The sequence below is a fragment of the Massilia aurea genome, assembly GCF_024753205.1.
Classification (GTDB): Bacteria; Pseudomonadota; Gammaproteobacteria; order Burkholderiales; family Burkholderiaceae_D; genus Telluria; species Telluria aurea.
On record NZ_JANUGZ010000002.1, the window covers coordinates 35,837 to 50,803 of the forward strand.

Consider the following 14,967-nt stretch of genomic DNA (forward strand, 5'->3'; position numbering starts at 1 on the left):
AGGTCGTGGCCGGCGTAGAATTGGATGCGGCTGTCGATATGGAACAGCCATCTTCCCGAGCCTCTTGCCATGACTTTTCGATTGACTTCAATCTTTACACTCTCCGCTGCCGCGCTGTTGCTGGCAGGCTGCGCCAGTACCACCCCTGACGGCGAACGCACAGCGAAGGCACAGGAAGAGCGCTACACCCCGATCGGCACCTACCTGCCGCGCAAGAAGGGTCAGACGGCCAACAATGCCGGCACTGTCAGCGAAGTCGAGCGCGAGAACATGAAAAATTCCAGCGTCGGCACTGGCGCAATGACACAGCACTGAGGCAGCACTGTGGCAGCACTGAGGCGCGGCATCAGCAAAAAGAAAACGGCGCCAACGGCGCCGTTTTCAATGGTGATCAAGCCACGATTACATGATCTTGGTGCCGATCCACCAGGCCACTGCCGCCATGAACGCCGACGCCGGAATGGTGAAGATCCATGCCCACACGATATTGCCTGCCACGCCCCAGCGCACGGCCGAGGTCTTGCGCGCAGCGCCCACGCCGACGATGGCGCCGGTGATCGTGTGCGTCGTCGACACCGGAATGCCGAACGCGCTCGACAGCAGCAGCGTCACCGCGCCGCCGGTTTCAGCGCAGAAACCGCCGACCGGCTTGAGCTTGGTGATCTTCTGGCCCATGGTCTTGACGATGCGCCAGCCGCCGAACAGCGTGCCGAACGCGATCGCCGCGTAGCACGAGATGATCACCCAGGCCGGCGGATATTCGGCCGTCGCGCTCGTATAACCGGCGGCAATCAGGAGCATCCAGATGATGCCCATCGTCTTTTGCGCGTCGTTGCCGCCGTGGCCCAGCGAATAGGCCGCCGCCGACACCAGTTGCAACTTGCGGAACAGGTTGTCGACCTTTCTGGGCGTGGACTTCACGAAGATCCAGGCCACCATCAGCATGATGATCGAGCCCAGCACAAAGCCCAGCAGTGGTGCGACGACGATGAACGCCACGGTCTTGATCAGGCCACCCGAGATCAGCGAGCCAGTGCCCGCCTTGGCCACGGCCGCGCCCACCAGGCCGCCGATCAGCGCGTGCGACGACGACGAGGGAATGCCGTAGTACCAGGTGATGACGTTCCACGAGATCGCCCCGACCAGGGCGCCAAAGATCACGTAATGGTCGACCACGTGCGGGTCGATCGTGCCCTTGCCGATGGTTTGGGCAACCTTCATGTTGACCACGAAGATCGCGATGAAGTTGAAGAATGCCGCCATTGCGACGGCGTGCTGGGGTTTCAGGACCCCGGTCGAGACCACGGTGGCAATCGAGTTTGCCGAATCGTGAAAACCGTTCATGAAGTCGAATACCAGTGCCAGGAGCACGAGCATTCCCAGCACGTAGATGCTGATGTTGAGATTATCCATGGTTATGCAGGCCGCGACGCTTACGCGTTCTCGACGATGATGCCTTCGATGATGTTGGCCACGTCTTCGCAGCGATCGGTGACGGTTTCGAGAATCTCGTAGATGGCCTTCATCTTGATCAGGTTGCGCACGTCCGGCTCGTCGCGGAACAGCTTGGACATCGCCGCGCGCATCACGTGGTCAGCGTCCGATTCCAGGCGGTCGATCTCTTCGCACAGCGCGACCATCTTGGCGGCATTGTCCATATTGTGCAGCAGCGAGACGGCTTCCTGCACCTTCAGACAGCAGGCCAGGCACAGCTCGGCCAGGCGTTTGGCTTCCGGCGTCACGGCTTGCAGGTCGTACAGCGAAATCGTCTGGGCAGCGTCTTCCATCATGTCCAGAATGTCGTCCATGCGCGTGATCAGCTTGTGGATGTCGTCGCGGTCGATTGGCGTGATGAAGCTCTTGTGCAGCAGGTCCACCGTGGCATAGGTGATCTTGTCAGCCTGCTTTTCGATCGTCTCGATTGCATGGGTGCGGGTTTCGAGGTCGTCGAAATTGGTCATCAGGCTGACCATTTCCTGCGCCCCTTTGACGCACAAGGCGGCGTGCTGATTGAAAAGATCGAAAAACTTGCCCTCGGTGGGCATGAAACGTCCAAACATAGATTCTCCGTATTGACTCTCTGGGATTACGCGGTCGCGCCGAAAATGCGGCCACGCGTAAAGGCGGCCATTAAAACATCAATGGCCGCCTTGGTGTTACTACAAATGGTTATTTAGTCACCCTGATACACAGACAGGTTGCCGCTGTAATTGCCGAACTTGGTGTACTGACCGATCCAGGTCAGACGGATGGCGCCAATCGGGCCGTTACGCTGCTTGCCGATAATGATTTCGGCCGTGCCCTTGTCGGGCGAATCGGGGTTGTAGACCTCGTCGCGGTACAGGAAGATAATGACGTCGGCATCCTGCTCGATTGCGCCGGATTCGCGCAAGTCGGACATCACGGGGCGCTTGTTCGGCCGTTGCTCCAGCGAGCGGTTCAGCTGCGACAGCGCCACTACCGGGCACTGCAGCTCCTTGGCCAGGCCCTTGAGCGAACGCGAAATTTCCGAGATTTCGGCGGTACGGTTGTCGCCCGGCTGGCTACCCTGCATCAGCTGCAGGTAGTCGACGATGATCAGGCCCAGCTTGCCGCACTGGCGCGCCAGGCGCCGCGCGCGTGCGCGCATTTCGATCGGGTTCAGCGCCGGGGTTTCGTCGATGTACAGCTGGGCGTCGTTCATCTTCTGGATGGCGTGCGTCAGGCGCGGCCAATCCTCGTCGTTCAGGCGGCCTGTACGCAGGCGGTGCTGGTCAAGCTGGCCGACCGAGCCCAGCATACGCATTGCCAGCTGGGTGCCGCCCATCTCCATCGAGAAGATCGCCACCGGCAAACCGGCCTCGATCGCGACGTTCTCGCCGATATTGACCGAGAACGCCGTCTTGCCCATCGATGGACGACCGGCGACGATGACGAGGTCGCCTGGCTGCAGGCCCGACGTCATGCGGTCGAGGTCGATGAAGCCGGTTGGCACGCCGGTGATCTCACCCTGGTTCTCGCGGCTGTAGAGCTCGTCGATACGTTCGACGACTTGCGTCAGCAGCGGCTGGATCGGATTCCAGCCCTGCTGGCCGCGCGAGCCGGATTCGGCGATGGCAAAGATCTTGGACTCCGCCTCATCAAGCATCTGCTTGACCTCTTTGCCCTGCGGGTTGAACGCATTGCCCGAGATTTCATCGGCCACCGTGATCAGCTTGCGCAGGATCCCGCGGTCACGCACGATCTCGGCGTAGCGCCGGATATTCGCGGCAGACGGCGTGTTCTGCGCCATCGCGTTCAGGTACTGCAAACCACCGACGTCATCGGCCTTGCCGAGCTGGTTGCAGGCTTCGTAGACGGTAATGACGTCGGCCGGTTTGCCGCCGTTGATCAGGCGCACCATCTGTTCGAAGATGATGCGGTGGTCGTAGCGGTAGAAGTCTTCCGCGTTCATGAAGTCGGCGATACGGTCCCACGCGGCGTTATCGCGCAGCAGGCCGCCAATGACGGATTGCTCGGCTTCGATGGAGTGCGGGGGGATGCGCAGGGCGTCGAGTTGCGGATCTGGAGATGCTGCGTTCATGGGCGGGATTATACCTTTTCCAGTCCTGTGACTGACATGGTTGGAAAGCCGAAAAGCAAAAAAGCCGGGCGAACCCGGCTTTTTCAGAACTGCGTGCTCAGCACATGTACGGCGTGTGCTTAGGCAGCTTCGCCCACAACGGCGACGGTGATTTCCGACACGACGTCGGTGTGCAGAGCGACTGCAACCGGGAATTCGCCGGTGGTTTTCAAAGGGCCGGTCGGCAGGCGCACTTGCGACTTCTCGACAGCGAAACCTTGCTTGGTCAGCGCTTCGGCGATGTCGAAGTTGGTGACCGAACCGAACAGACGGCCATCAACGCCGGCCTTCTGACCGATGGTGACGGTCATGCCGCTCAGCTTGTCGCCTTCGGCCTGGGCAGCCGACAGCTTTTCAGCTGCTGCTTTTTCCAGTTCAGCGCGCTTGGCTTCGAACTCGGCAACGGCGCCGGCGGTAGCGCGGCGGGCCATTTTTTGTGGGATCAGGAAGTTACGTGCGTAACCGTCCTTGACCTTGACGACGTCGCCCAGGTTGCCGACGTTGACTACTTTTTCCAACAGAATGATTTGCATAGTGATCTCCAGATGTCTGACTGTCGTGACCGACGATTAACCGTGGTGCAGGTCGGTGTACGGCAGCAGCGCAAGGTAGCGTGCGCGCTTGATCGCGGTGTCGACCTGACGCTGGTAGTGCGCCTTGGTGCCGGTCAGACGTGCTGGCATGATCTTGCCGTTTTCCTGGACGAAGTCCTTCAGGGTGTCGACGTCCTTGTAGTCCACCTGCTCAACGCCAGCGGCGGTGAAGCGGCAGAATTTCTTGCGCTTGAACAGCGGGTTTTGCTGTTTGCGCTTCTCTTTGAGTTTCGCTTTGTTTTTGTCGAACTTTTTACCGAATGCCATTTGAGGCTCCTGTATCTAAATTGCCGGGTTAAGCGGCACTGAAATCAATGATGTGAAACACCAGGGCTTTGCTGTTGCGATTTTTCCGTGCAAGAAATCCGTTGAACCTGTAGCTGGCGCCCAATTCGGCGCTGGCAAACCTGCCCGAAATCTCGCCCGCGGCGAATGCGGGGACTTCGAACGCGACCGACCTTTCGACTCCGGCCTCTTCCTGCTGCGATTCGTGCATCAGAACGGCTGAAACGATTGGCACACCGGCCGGGGTGTAACGCAGTACGTCGCGCTCGGCGATGGTCGCCATGAGCTGGAGGTGGTTTGCGTTATGCACCCGGTGTTACTGGTTACTACGAATAACTGGGAAAAACTTAAGCAGCAGCAGGCGCTGGCGCAGCGGCTGGAGCGGCTGCTGGCGCAGCGGCTTCGGCACGGTGGCTCTTGGCTGCGTCTTCGCGCTGCACCGATTTCATCATCGGCGACGGTGCGGTTTCAGCTTTTTTCAGCTTGACGGTCAGGTGACGCAGAACCGCATCATTGAACTTGAATGCAGTTTCCAGCTCGACCAGGGTCTCGTTGTCGCATTCGATGTTCAGGCAGATGTAGTGTGCTTTTGGCAGCTTCTGGATCTGGTACGCCATCTGGCGGCGGCCCCAGTCTTCAACGCGATGGATGTTACCGCCGCGGCTGGTCACCGTGGTCTTGTAACGCTCGATCATCGCCGGGACTTGTTCGCTCTGGTCCGGATGGACGATAAAAACGATTTCATAATGACGCATGCATTACTCCTTGAGGACGTTTAACAAATGCCCACCTCGGCGTCAAGACGAGTGTGGGAAGGGAAAGCCGGCAATTATAACCCGTCCAGGCGTTGATGGCAACTATCAGGACAGGTCTACAGGACCGGTGGCGGTCGCCATATGATGGTCCATGCAGCGACCTTCGCCGTCAGTGTCCGCCGCACCAGGAGCGTTGTTCAATCCAAATTTATTGAGGAGTTCCATGAAACGTCATCTCGCCTCTCTCGCCGTCGTTGCCGCACTGGCCATGTCGAGCGCAATTACCACGCCTGTGATCGCTGGTCCGGGAGTCAGCACGACCTGGACGTATTATTCCGACGACACATACACTCAAGAAGTTGGCTGGAGGCAGTTTACCTGCCAAGGCCGAACGATCAAATCCGGCATCCAGACGCAGTATGTCGTGACTACCGCAGAAGACTACTGCTAAGCATCGGACTCTGAGCAGCACGTAATTCACGCCAATACACGCAGCCGCGACACCGATTTGCGCCTTTTACAGGTGCTTGCCGTGATGTCGCGGTTTTTTTTGCGATTTTTTTGGAATACACCTTGCGCGCGCGAGAATACTGTACAAAAATACAGGTTACATACATAACCGGTTGCTGTAACACATTTATGCTAAAGCTCACTGCACGGCAAGAACAGATCCTGAACCTGATCAAGGAAGCGATCGAGAACACCGGTTTCCCCCCAACCCGGGCTGAAATCGCTTCTGAATTGGGTTTTCGTTCGGCCAATGCGGCTGAAGAACATTTGCAAGCACTGGCGCGCAAGGGCGCCATCGAAATTTCGCCGGGCACGTCGCGCGGCATCCGCCTGATCGGCGCGAGCGTCGAGGCGATCCCGATGCCGCCGCCGTCGTTCATGTCGCTGCCGCTGGTCGGGCGCGTCGCGGCGGGCAATCCGATCCTGGCGCAAGAGCACGTCGAAGCCACTTACAACGTCGACGCGGCCATGTTCGCGGCGCGGCCGGATTTTCTGCTGAAGGTCAAAGGCTGGTCGATGCGCGACGCCGGCATCATGGATGGCGACTTTTTGGCGGTCAAGAAAATCGACAGCGCCAAGAACGGGCAGATCGTTGTTGCGCGCCTGGGCGACGAAGTCACGGTCAAGCGTTATCGCAAGACGGGCGATCTGGTCGAACTGCTGCCGGAGAACCCCGACTTCGACATCATTGCCGTCTCGCCGGACGAAGAATTCGCGCTCGAAGGCCTGGCTGTCGGCCTGATGCGTAGCTGGAACTGATGTAACGGCGCCGGCCTCCCCGGCCGGCGCCTGCTGTACCCTGCCCTGTCCTGCCTACCCCCTCAGTTCGACGCCTTCTTCACCACCGCATTGTGCTGGTTGATGAATGCCTCAGTGGCAGTGCGCCACGCTGCAAAATCCGCCAGGATCATCTTTGAATTGACCTTTGCGCCTTCCGCGATATTCTGCCGCACCTGTTCCAGGTAGGTTGCCGAGGCGTCCGCTTCCTGCTTGTTCATCAGCTTGGCGATATCGGCCGGGATCTTCTTGGTCAGCGGCGACTGCGCATTCAGATTCGTCACCATCTTGTTGTAGCAATCCTGCCAGCCGGTCACCAGCTTGTTGACGCGATCGATCTCGTCGTTCACCTTCGATACCGCCGGGATGCGCGGTGACGGGCAGCGGTATTCGCCCGACTGCAACTCGGCGCCGTCATAGCCCTTGATCCAGTAATCGATCTCGGCGCGTTTGGTCACGCGCTGCTGCATGACGACCAGCGATTCGGCCGCGACCTTGTTGCCCTTGGCCGCCGACTTCTCGAACAATGCCCTGGCCGCCGCCTCGTCGACGGTGCCCGCTTCGCCATACCAGTACATCTGGCCCAGCTGCTGCTGCGCTTGCGGGTTGCCGGCGTTGGCCAGCTTGGTGTAGAGCTTGAGCGCGCCCGCGTAATCCTTCTTTTCGAACAGCGCGTTGGCGTCTTCCAGCTCGCCCGCATAGGCGGTGCTGGCAATAGTCAGAGAAAGGCAGAGCAGGAAACGTTTCATGGGCATCCGAAGAAAATGACAAGCTGACGATGGGGCATCATAGCCCCCTTTTACAGCAGGACTCAACCGTAAAAATGACAAGGCCGGCATCGCGCCGGCCTTCTTTGCATGGCTTTACGCCATGCGGTAACACCGCCTTACGCGTCCAGCGCCTGACGGAAGTCTTTGACCAGGTCGTCGGTGTCCTCGATGCCCACCGACACGCGGATCAACGACTCGGCAATGCCCATGCTGGCGCGGCGCTCGGCGCCCATTTCGAAGAAGATCGTGTGCGCTACAGGAATGACGAGCGTGCGGTTGTCGCCCAGGTTCGAGGCAGGAATCGCCAGCCGCAGGCGGTTGAGGTAATCGAACGGATCGATGGCCTCGTGCAGCTCGAAACTGAGCAGCGAACCACCGGCGCGGAACAGCGACGTGACGATGCCGTGCTGTGGATGCGACGCCAGGCCCGGATAGTGAACCTTCGCTACACGCTCGTCCGCCTCGAGCATCGTGGCCAGCGCGAGTGCATTGGCGCAGGTACGGGTCATGCGCAGCGCCAGTGTCTCGGCGCCAACGGCGATGTGATGCGCTGCTTCTGGCCCAAGCGAGGCGCCGAAGTCGCGCAGCGCCTTTGCACGCAGCTGCGCCATGCCCTGGGCCTGCGCCGGCTGCTTGCGAAAGTTCGGTGCGATGTTCGGGTAAGCGCTCCAGTCGAACAGACCGGTATCGGTCAGCGCGCCGCCCAGCGCAATGCCGTGGCCGCCAATCGACTTGGTCAGCGAATTGACCACCAGCCCGGCACCCACGCTTTTCGGGCGGAACAGCCATGGCGAGGTCATCGTGTTGTCGACCACGTACAGGATGCCCCGCTCACGGCACAGCTCACCGATGCGGGCCAGGTCCGCCACTTGCGTGCGCGGATTGGCGATCGTCTCGACAAACACCATGCGCGTGTTCGGCGTCAAGGCCGCTTCGACCTGGGTCACGTCGGTCGCATCGACAAAGGCGACATCGACGCCCTGCCCCGCCACCGTCTGCCACAGGCTGTTCGTGTTACCGAACAGGAAGCTCGACGAAACGATGGCGTCGCCTGCTTTGAGCAGCGCCTGGAACAGCGCGCCGATGGCCGCCATGCCGGTGCCGAAGCACAGCGTGGCGACGCCATCTTCCATCTTGCTGACCTTGTCTTCGAGCGCGCTGATAGTGGGATTGCCCTGGCGACCATAACGGAAGCCCGGCTCCTTGCCCTGGAACACGGAGGCCAGCTGACGCGCATCCGTGTAGCCGAACGCGACCGACGTGTGGATTGGCTTGTGCAGCGAACCGTGCTCGATCGGCTTGTGCCGGTCGTTGTGCAGGATCGTCGTGGTAAAGCCGTAGGTCTTTTTCTCGCTCATGCTTACTCGGCTGGAACGGCAGGGTTCAGATTCAGTTGGGTACGGACCTGGTCTTCATCCTTGGCAGCAGGATTGTGACGCGCCGTTTCCTGGCGATCGAGGTATTCCGGGGTCACGTCGCCCGTCACGTAGATGCCGTCGAAGCACGATGCCTCGAAGTTCTTCAGTGCCGGATTGACGTCCGAGATCGAACGCTTGAGGGCGTCGATGTCCTGGTAGATCACGCGGTCGGCGGTGATCTCGCGGCAGACTTCTTCGGTCGTGCGGCCGTAGGCGATCAGCTCGTCGCGGGTCGGCATGTCGATGCCGTACACGTTCGGGTACAGCACCGGTGGCGCGGCCGACGCGAAGTACACCTTGCGCGCGCCGGCTTCACGGGCCATCTGCACGATCTCGCGGCTGGTGGTGCCGCGCACGATCGAGTCGTCGACCAGCAGCACGTTCTTGTCCTTGAATTCGGAAATGATCGCGTTGAGCTTCTGGCGTACCGACTTCTTGCGCATGCCCTGGCCCGGCATGATGAAGGTGCGGCCGATGTAGCGGTTCTTGATGAAGCCTTCACGGTATTCCACGCCCAGTTTCAACGCCAGCTGGATGGCAGCCGGACGTGACGAATCGGGAATCGGCATGACGACGTCGATGTCTTCGACCGGGATTTCACTGAGCACCTTGTCGGCCAGGTATTCACCCATGCGCAGGCGCGTGGCGTAGACCGAGGCGCCGTCGATCACCGAGTCCGGACGGGCCAGGTAGACGAATTCGAACGCGCACGGGTTCAGCGACGGGTTCTCGGCGCACTGGCGCTCGGACAGCTTGCCATCGTTGGTAATGAAGACCGCTTCGCCCGGCGCAATGTCGCGCATGAACCGGAAGCCCAGGCCCTCGAGAGCAACCGACTCGCTGGCTACCAGGTATTCGTTGCCGTTTTCGGTTTCGTTCACGCCCAGGCACAGCGGACGGATGCCGAACGGATCGCGGAAGGCCAGCATGCCATGGCCGGCGATCTGCGCAACGACAGCGTAGGCGCCACGCACGCGGCGGTGTACGACAGCGACCGCTTTGAAGATCGCGTCGGCGTCGAGCGAGAAGCCATCGGCCGCTTCCTGGATTTCGTGGGCCAGCACGTTGAGCAGCACCTCGGAATCGGAATCGGTGTTGATGTGGCGGCGGTCGTTGCGGAACAGCTCATCCCTGAGCTGGGCTTGGTTGGTCAGGTTGCCGTTGTGCGCGAGCGTGATGCCGAATGGCGCGTTGACGTAGAACGGTTGCGCCTCTTCTTCGCTCGACGAACCTGCGGTCGGATAGCGGCAGTGGCCGATTCCGGTGTTGCCCTGCAGCGAACGCATGTTCCGAGTACGGAAAACGTCACGTACCAGGCCGTTAGCCTTGAACATCGAGAACATGCTGCTGTGATTGGTCGCAATGCCCGCAGCGTCCTGGCCGCGGTGCTGCAGGAGCAGCAATGCATCGTACAGAAGCTGGTTGACGGGAGACTGCGAAACGACGCCGACGATGCCACACATGAGGTGCTCCTAAAAGCTTGGGTGCAAAATGACAGAAAACTGCGAATACAGCGACTACTGATTCAGTAATTAATATGCTCCGCGAAGGCAGCGGGCAAGAATGGTTTGACGGTGCGCGCGCCGGTCTCGGCAATGGGCGACAACAGCGCATCGCGCCAGAACGCCTGCTGCGGGATTGCCGTCATCCCGCACAATATGACGCCGGCCAGCACGATCACAATGCCCCGCGCCAGGCCGAACAGGCCGCCCAGGCCCCGGTCCGCCAGCGACAGGCCGGTGGCGGCAACCACCGCACCGATTGCCATCGACAGCAGACCCATCAGGATTCGTACGCCCAGGAACAGCACGATGAAGGCCGCCATCAGGCGCGCGGACCCGCCCGGAATGACCTCGGGCAGCAAGGGGGCGAGCTGGGCGCCGTAGACATTGGCCACCACGAAGGCGACGACCCAGCCCACCAGCGACAGGATTTCCTTCACCAGGCCGCGCAGCGTGCTGATCACGACGGAGGCGATCAGCACGAACAGCACCAGGTAATCGAAAATCGTCACGCGGCAGCGAGGATCAGAGTGGCACCATCGAGCCGGACAGACCGATGCCGCTCAGTTTGGCGCGCACTTTCTCTGCTTCTTCCTTGCTGAACGGGCCGACCCGCACGCGGATCAGTTCGCCAGACTTCTGGGTAAACGATGCAACGCCGGCAGCGCGCAGGCGGCTTTGCAACTCGGTGACTTTTTCCTGGCTGGCCAGCGCGGCAACCTGCACCACGAAGCGCGGCGCCGGGCCTTCGGCCTTGACCGTCTTCGGCTCGGGCTTGTCGGCCGGCTTGTCCTCGAGAATCGCGATGGCGCGGGCGGCGTCGTCCGGACGGGCCGGCTTGTTGACGTGCTCGGCTTTCGGATGCGACTCGGCGGCTTTTTCGGCGACCTTGACCGGCTTTTTCTCTGGCTCGGGCTTTTTCTCTGGCTCGGGCTTGCGCTCGGCCTTGACCGGTTCAGGCTTCGTCACCGGTTTGGCTTCAGGTTCTGCCTTTGGCTTGGCTTCGGGCTTCGGCTTGACGGTTTCGACTGGCTTGACGGTCTCGACCGGCTTGGCTGGCTCGAGCATGCGCATCGGTGGCACCTCACTGGCGGCTGGCGCTGCGGCCACGGCGACCGGCGGCGTGCGCGTGCCGGCCGGTGGCGCCGGGACCGGATCGATGATCTCTTCGTCGCTGTCGACGCTGGCGGTTGGCGCGACCTGCTCGGACGGCACCGGCAGCGGCGCAGCCTTGTCCTTGTCGGGAATGTGGATCGCGATGTCGGTGGCCAGCGGCTTGGGCTCGGAATCGAGCAGCATCGGCAGAGCCACGACGGCGGCCAGGACCAGCGCAATGGCGCCGACCAGGCGGCGGCGCGCGCGTTTTTTCTCGGGCAGGATCGGATCGCCACGGCTCGAGCGGCGACCGCCCTCACCGGCCGAGCTGGCGCGCTTGGAGCGTGCGCGCTCGGTGTAGGCGGCCTCGTCGTCCTTGACGAAGTGACCGCTGTCGCGAACAGTTTCTTGCTTGTTTTTACTGCCGAACGAGAACAAGCCCATGCGATTGAGGTATCAGTGTAGTGAGGATTTACGGGCCGCCATCACGCCGGCAACCGTGTAGAACGAACCAAAGACCACAATTCTATCATTCTCCTCAACCCGGCTCAGCGCATTCGCGTAAGCGTCGGCGGGCGAATCGAAGGTAGTCACTGAAAAATCGCCCGCTTTCGCACCCGCTGGCTTCAATTCAGTGATCTTGTCGGCCAGCGCTGCGGGGTTGGCCGAGCGCGGCGAATCGAGGCGCGTGACGCACCAGTGATCGATCACTGAGGCCATCGGCGCAATCACGGCGTCGATGTCCTTGTCGTCCATGATGCCAAACACCGCGTACGTGAAGCGGTGAAAGCCCATATTGCCGAGGTTCTGAGCGAGCGTCGCGGCGGCGTGCGGATTGTGGGCCACGTCCAGCACCTGGGTCGGGCGGCCGGCCAGCACCTGGAAGCGCCCCGGCAGCTCGACCAAAGCGAGGCCGGCGCGGGTTTCCTGGGCGCCACACGGCAAGGTCATGCGCAGCGCTTCGAGGGCCGCCAGCGCCGCCGACGCATTGAGCAACTGGTTGGCGCCGCGCAGGGCCGGATAGGCCAGTGAATTGCGGCGCCCGGTGCGGCCGGCAAAGCTCCACTGCTGCTGGTCGCCCTGGTAGTTGAAGTCGCGCCCGAGCAGCCGCAGGTCGGCGCCGATGCTGGTGGCATGGTCGATCAGCGACTGGGGCGGCACCGGGTCGCTGCAGATTGCAGTTTTTCCGGCGCGGAAGATGCCGGCTTTTTCGAAGCCGATTTTTTCGCGCGTGTCGCCCAGATAGGCCGTGTGGTCGATGTCGATGCTGGTGACGATCGATACATCGGCGTCGATCACGTTGACGGCGTCGAGCCGCCCGCCGAGGCCGACTTCGAGGATGGCGACATCGATCTCGCTCGTCGACAGCAGATGGGCAATGGCCAGCGTGGTGAATTCGAAGTACGTGAGGTCAATCTCCCCGCGCGCGGCTTCGACAGCGTTGAAGGCGGCGATGAGGACATCATCGGACGCCATCTCGCCATTGATGCGGGCGCGCTCGTTGAAGTCCAGAAAGTGCGGCTTGATGTAGAGGCCGACGCGGTAGCCGGACTGCAGCAACACTGACTCGAGCATCGCGCAGGTCGAGCCCTTGCCATTGGTGCCGGCCACCATGATCACGGGGCATGAAAACGCGAGTTGCAGGCGTTCCTTGACGGCGCGGACGCGGTCCAGGCCCATGTCGATATGGGTTTCGGCATGGCGCGATTCGAGCAGCGCCAGCCAGTCGGGCAAGGTAGTCGGAAGTGGGGACATGGTGCTCAGAAAAGGAAAAGTCGGCGGGCAGTGCGGGAAATGTAAAAGGCGACCGCGGGGGCCGCCGTGTGGCATGCCCGCGCCGGTCGCCGCTGGCGATCATGTTCGCGGGTTGCCCTCGCGGCGGCCTGTGAATCGATCAGGCCAGGACTTCGGTCGCCTGGTTTTGCAGCAGGGCCAGCAGGCGCGCAATTTCTTCGCGCATCTTGCGGCGGTCGACGATCATGTCGACAGCACCCTTCTGGACCAGGAACTCGGCGCGCTGGAAGCCTTCTGGCAATTTCTCACGCACCGTGTTCTCGATGACGCGCGGACCGGCAAAGCCGATCAGGGCCTTAGGCTCGGCGATGACGACGTCGCCCATGAAGGCGAACGAGGCCGAAACACCGCCCATCGTCGGATCGGTCAACACGCTAATGAACGGCAGCTTCTTCTCGGACAGCTTGGTCAGCATCGCCGTGGTCTTGGCCATCTGCATCAGCGACAACAGACCTTCTTGCATGCGCGCGCCACCAGTGGCGGTAATGCAAATGAACGGCACCTTCTGCTCCAGCGCAACCTGCGCGCCGCGCACGAAACGCTCACCGACCACCGAGCCCATCGAGCCACCCATGAATTCGAATTCGAAGCAGGCCACAACGACCGGCAAGCTCATGATCGAACCACCCTGGACGATCAGCGCATCGGTCTCCCCTGTGGCTTCCATCGCAGCCTTGAGGCGGTCCGGATACTTCTTGCTGTCCTTGAACTTCAGGGTATCGACTGGCAACGTCTCCTGGCCAATGTCGTAGCGACCGCCTTCGTCGAGCAGCGAATCCAGACGCGCACGGGCGCGGATGCGCATGTGATGCGAGCACTTCGGGCACACGTGCAGGTTGGACTCGATATCCGCCCGGTACAGCACCGACTCGCACGACGGACACTTGACCCAGAGGCCCTCGGGCATGGTCTTGCGGTTAGCGGCATCGGAGCGCTGGATCCGAGGGGGCAGCAGTTTTTCCAACCAACTCATATTCTCTCCTTTGCGGCAAATCTTACAGTGGGGCGTAGTGTAGCCGCTCGGAGGCAGCTTGTCGAATCGTAGCAAGCCACCAATATTGCCAAAAATACATCACTCTTCGCCAGCACCCCGCGGCCCCGGCCACCACCACCAAACAATGAGGGTCAGAGTCGAATTGTTTGACAACTTTCGACAATTTCCCAATAAATAGAACCGATCCTCGGCTGAATGAACCCCAAGTTTGATCTCCAAAGCAAAATGAGGGGCAGAGTCACGTTGATGAGCTAAATAATCAATTTCCCAACAATTAGGGTCAGAGTAGACTTATTGGGCAATTCCTCAAAGTTGTCAAACAATTCGACTCTGACCCTAATTTATTTATGCGGCAATGTTGGCGATTATTTTGCTGGCGACGCGATTTCGTTGACCGTGTATTCAATACCACCGAGGCGGGCAGCGACGACGTTGTATATCCAGGCACTGAGCATTCCGGACAGGTACCCGATGACGATATACGCAACGGCCACCATAACGACGACACCGACACCTATGGACGGCATATCCAAGCCCGTCAGGAAAGCCAGGAGAACGATCGCCAGGATGGGTAGCGAGATAACGAAATAAATTGCCGCCAACATTTTCCCAAATTGAGCAACTGCAATGTGCTTGACACGCTTTTTCATTGGACACTCCCTCAGGTTGCGCTACGGAGAGATCAATTTACTGAGGAAAAATGAAAAAGCTTTAAGCTGGCGCAACTAGCAGGGGAGACGTGGCAATATGCCTGTGAAAAACCCATCGGCCATAACCATCGCAATGGGATATTAAAAGATTCGCCGGGCAATCACCAAAAGTTGTCAAACAATTCGACTCTGACCCTAATTGGGTTGCAAGAGCTTGGAGGCA

The 14,967-nt window shown here is 60.6% G+C and carries 18 protein-coding genes; 3 read left to right on the plus strand and 15 right to left on the minus strand.

Translation table 11 applies throughout. The annotated features are described in order from the left end of the window. Positions 1 to 81: 81 nt before the first annotated feature. Positions 82 to 315, plus strand: a complete 234-nt coding sequence (locus NX775_RS05820) for a hypothetical protein (RefSeq protein ID WP_258835147.1) — start codon at positions 82 to 84, stop codon at positions 313 to 315. An 87-nt stretch (positions 316 to 402) separates the two neighbouring features. Here NX775_RS05820 and NX775_RS05825 read toward each other — a convergent pair whose 3' ends face one another. From NX775_RS05825 to rpsF, 7 genes are all read right to left on the minus strand, one after another. Further along, the gene (locus NX775_RS05825; protein ID WP_183555510.1) at positions 403 to 1,413 is read right to left on the minus strand and encodes an inorganic phosphate transporter; all 1,011 of its coding nucleotides are present in this window, start codon (positions 1,411 to 1,413) and stop codon (positions 403 to 405) included. A 20-nt stretch (positions 1,414 to 1,433) separates the two neighbouring features. Next, entirely contained in the window at positions 1,434 to 2,060 is a 627-nt protein-coding gene (locus NX775_RS05830; RefSeq protein WP_183555511.1) for a DUF47 domain-containing protein, read from the minus strand. 113 nt (positions 2,061 to 2,173) lie between these two features. After that, the gene (locus NX775_RS05835) at positions 2,174 to 3,562 is read right to left on the minus strand and encodes a replicative DNA helicase (protein WP_183555512.1); all 1,389 of its coding nucleotides are present in this window, start codon (positions 3,560 to 3,562) and stop codon (positions 2,174 to 2,176) included. Positions 3,563 to 3,681: 119 nt separating this feature from the next. Continuing rightward, the gene (rplI, locus tag NX775_RS05840; RefSeq protein ID WP_183555513.1) at positions 3,682 to 4,134 is read right to left on the minus strand and encodes a 50S ribosomal protein L9; all 453 of its coding nucleotides are present in this window, start codon (positions 4,132 to 4,134) and stop codon (positions 3,682 to 3,684) included. A 36-nt stretch (positions 4,135 to 4,170) separates the two neighbouring features. Next, a complete protein-coding gene (gene rpsR / locus NX775_RS05845) occupies positions 4,171 to 4,461 on the minus strand; it encodes a 30S ribosomal protein S18 (protein WP_183555514.1) in 291 nt (96 codons plus the stop codon). A 28-nt stretch (positions 4,462 to 4,489) separates the two neighbouring features. After that, positions 4,490 to 4,789: a primosomal replication protein N gene (gene priB, locus NX775_RS05850; RefSeq protein WP_258835148.1), complete on the minus strand. Its 300-nt coding sequence runs from the start codon at positions 4,787 to 4,789 to the stop codon at positions 4,490 to 4,492. 37 nt (positions 4,790 to 4,826) lie between these two features. Continuing rightward, positions 4,827 to 5,234 carry a 30S ribosomal protein S6 gene (gene rpsF / locus NX775_RS05855; RefSeq protein ID WP_183555516.1) on the minus strand — a complete coding sequence of 136 codons (408 nt, stop codon included), beginning with the start codon at positions 5,232 to 5,234 and terminating at the stop codon, positions 4,827 to 4,829. 223 nt (positions 5,235 to 5,457) lie between these two features. Between rpsF and NX775_RS05860 the strand changes: the two genes are divergently transcribed. Both NX775_RS05860 and lexA read left to right on the plus strand, forming a co-directional pair. Continuing rightward, a complete protein-coding gene (locus NX775_RS05860; RefSeq protein WP_258835149.1) occupies positions 5,458 to 5,685 on the plus strand; it encodes a DUF6289 family protein in 228 nt (75 codons plus the stop codon). Between the two features lie 188 nt (positions 5,686 to 5,873). Then, on the plus strand, positions 5,874 to 6,503 hold the full coding sequence (gene lexA, locus NX775_RS05865) for a transcriptional repressor LexA (RefSeq protein WP_183555517.1): 630 nt from the start codon (positions 5,874 to 5,876) through the stop codon (positions 6,501 to 6,503). Between the two features lie 62 nt (positions 6,504 to 6,565). On the opposite strand, the gene NX775_RS05870 is transcribed toward lexA, so the two are convergent. The 8 genes from NX775_RS05870 to NX775_RS05905 all read right to left on the minus strand — a co-directional run bounded on the left by NX775_RS05870 (position 6,566) and on the right by NX775_RS05905 (position 14,744). Next, positions 6,566 to 7,270: a tetratricopeptide repeat protein gene (locus tag NX775_RS05870; RefSeq protein ID WP_258835150.1), complete on the minus strand. Its 705-nt coding sequence runs from the start codon at positions 7,268 to 7,270 to the stop codon at positions 6,566 to 6,568. Between the two features lie 137 nt (positions 7,271 to 7,407). Beyond that, positions 7,408 to 8,649 (minus strand): cystathionine gamma-synthase family protein, encoded by a 1,242-nt coding sequence (locus NX775_RS05875; RefSeq protein ID WP_258835151.1) that lies wholly within the window; start codon positions 8,647 to 8,649, stop codon positions 7,408 to 7,410. 2 nt (positions 8,650 to 8,651) lie between these two features. Next, entirely contained in the window at positions 8,652 to 10,172 is a 1,521-nt protein-coding gene (gene purF, locus NX775_RS05880) for an amidophosphoribosyltransferase (protein ID WP_183555519.1), read from the minus strand. Positions 10,173 to 10,234: 62 nt separating this feature from the next. Next, positions 10,235 to 10,723, minus strand: coding sequence for a CvpA family protein (locus NX775_RS05885; RefSeq protein WP_258835152.1), 489 nt, complete (start codon positions 10,721 to 10,723; stop codon positions 10,235 to 10,237). Between the two features lie 13 nt (positions 10,724 to 10,736). Beyond that, a complete protein-coding gene (locus NX775_RS05890; protein WP_258835153.1) occupies positions 10,737 to 11,750 on the minus strand; it encodes an SPOR domain-containing protein in 1,014 nt (337 codons plus the stop codon). Positions 11,751 to 11,762: 12 nt separating this feature from the next. Beyond that, positions 11,763 to 13,061: a bifunctional tetrahydrofolate synthase/dihydrofolate synthase gene (gene folC / locus NX775_RS05895; RefSeq protein WP_258835154.1), complete on the minus strand. Its 1,299-nt coding sequence runs from the start codon at positions 13,059 to 13,061 to the stop codon at positions 11,763 to 11,765. Positions 13,062 to 13,200: 139 nt separating this feature from the next. Further along, positions 13,201 to 14,073: an acetyl-CoA carboxylase, carboxyltransferase subunit beta gene (accD, locus tag NX775_RS05900; RefSeq protein ID WP_183555523.1), complete on the minus strand. Its 873-nt coding sequence runs from the start codon at positions 14,071 to 14,073 to the stop codon at positions 13,201 to 13,203. Between the two features lie 386 nt (positions 14,074 to 14,459). Continuing rightward, positions 14,460 to 14,744, minus strand: a complete 285-nt coding sequence (locus tag NX775_RS05905; protein WP_258835155.1) for a hypothetical protein — start codon at positions 14,742 to 14,744, stop codon at positions 14,460 to 14,462. Positions 14,745 to 14,967 lie beyond the last annotated feature (223 nt).

What these genes read in the sequence shown, in the direction of transcription:
- NX775_RS05825 (WP_183555510.1), bottom strand. Translation starts at nt 1,413, where the DNA reads ATGGATAATCTCAACATCAGCATCTACGTGCTGGGAATGCTCGTGCTC.
- NX775_RS05830 (WP_183555511.1), bottom strand. Translation starts at nt 2,060, where the DNA reads ATGTTTGGACGTTTCATGCCCACCGAGGGCAAGTTTTTCGATCTTTTC.
- NX775_RS05835 (WP_183555512.1), bottom strand. Translation starts at nt 3,562, where the DNA reads ATGAACGCAGCATCTCCAGATCCGCAACTCGACGCCCTGCGCATCCCC.
- rplI (WP_183555513.1), bottom strand. Translation starts at nt 4,134, where the DNA reads ATGCAAATCATTCTGTTGGAAAAAGTAGTCAACGTCGGCAACCTGGGC.
- rpsR (WP_183555514.1), bottom strand. Translation starts at nt 4,461, where the DNA reads ATGGCATTCGGTAAAAAGTTCGACAAAAACAAAGCGAAACTCAAAGAG.
- rpsF (WP_183555516.1), bottom strand. Translation starts at nt 5,234, where the DNA reads ATGCGTCATTATGAAATCGTTTTTATCGTCCATCCGGACCAGAGCGAA.
- NX775_RS05860 (WP_258835149.1), top strand. Translation starts at nt 5,458, where the DNA reads ATGAAACGTCATCTCGCCTCTCTCGCCGTCGTTGCCGCACTGGCCATG.
- lexA (WP_183555517.1), top strand. Translation starts at nt 5,874, where the DNA reads ATGCTAAAGCTCACTGCACGGCAAGAACAGATCCTGAACCTGATCAAG.
- NX775_RS05870 (WP_258835150.1), bottom strand. Translation starts at nt 7,270, where the DNA reads ATGAAACGTTTCCTGCTCTGCCTTTCTCTGACTATTGCCAGCACCGCC.
- NX775_RS05875 (WP_258835151.1), bottom strand. Translation starts at nt 8,649, where the DNA reads ATGAGCGAGAAAAAGACCTACGGCTTTACCACGACGATCCTGCACAAC.
- purF (WP_183555519.1), bottom strand. Translation starts at nt 10,172, where the DNA reads ATGTGTGGCATCGTCGGCGTCGTTTCGCAGTCTCCCGTCAACCAGCTT.
- NX775_RS05890 (WP_258835153.1), bottom strand. Translation starts at nt 11,750, where the DNA reads ATGGGCTTGTTCTCGTTCGGCAGTAAAAACAAGCAAGAAACTGTTCGC.
- folC (WP_258835154.1), bottom strand. Translation starts at nt 13,061, where the DNA reads ATGTCCCCACTTCCGACTACCTTGCCCGACTGGCTGGCGCTGCTCGAA.
- accD (WP_183555523.1), bottom strand. Translation starts at nt 14,073, where the DNA reads ATGAGTTGGTTGGAAAAACTGCTGCCCCCTCGGATCCAGCGCTCCGAT.
- NX775_RS05905 (WP_258835155.1), bottom strand. Translation starts at nt 14,744, where the DNA reads ATGAAAAAGCGTGTCAAGCACATTGCAGTTGCTCAATTTGGGAAAATG.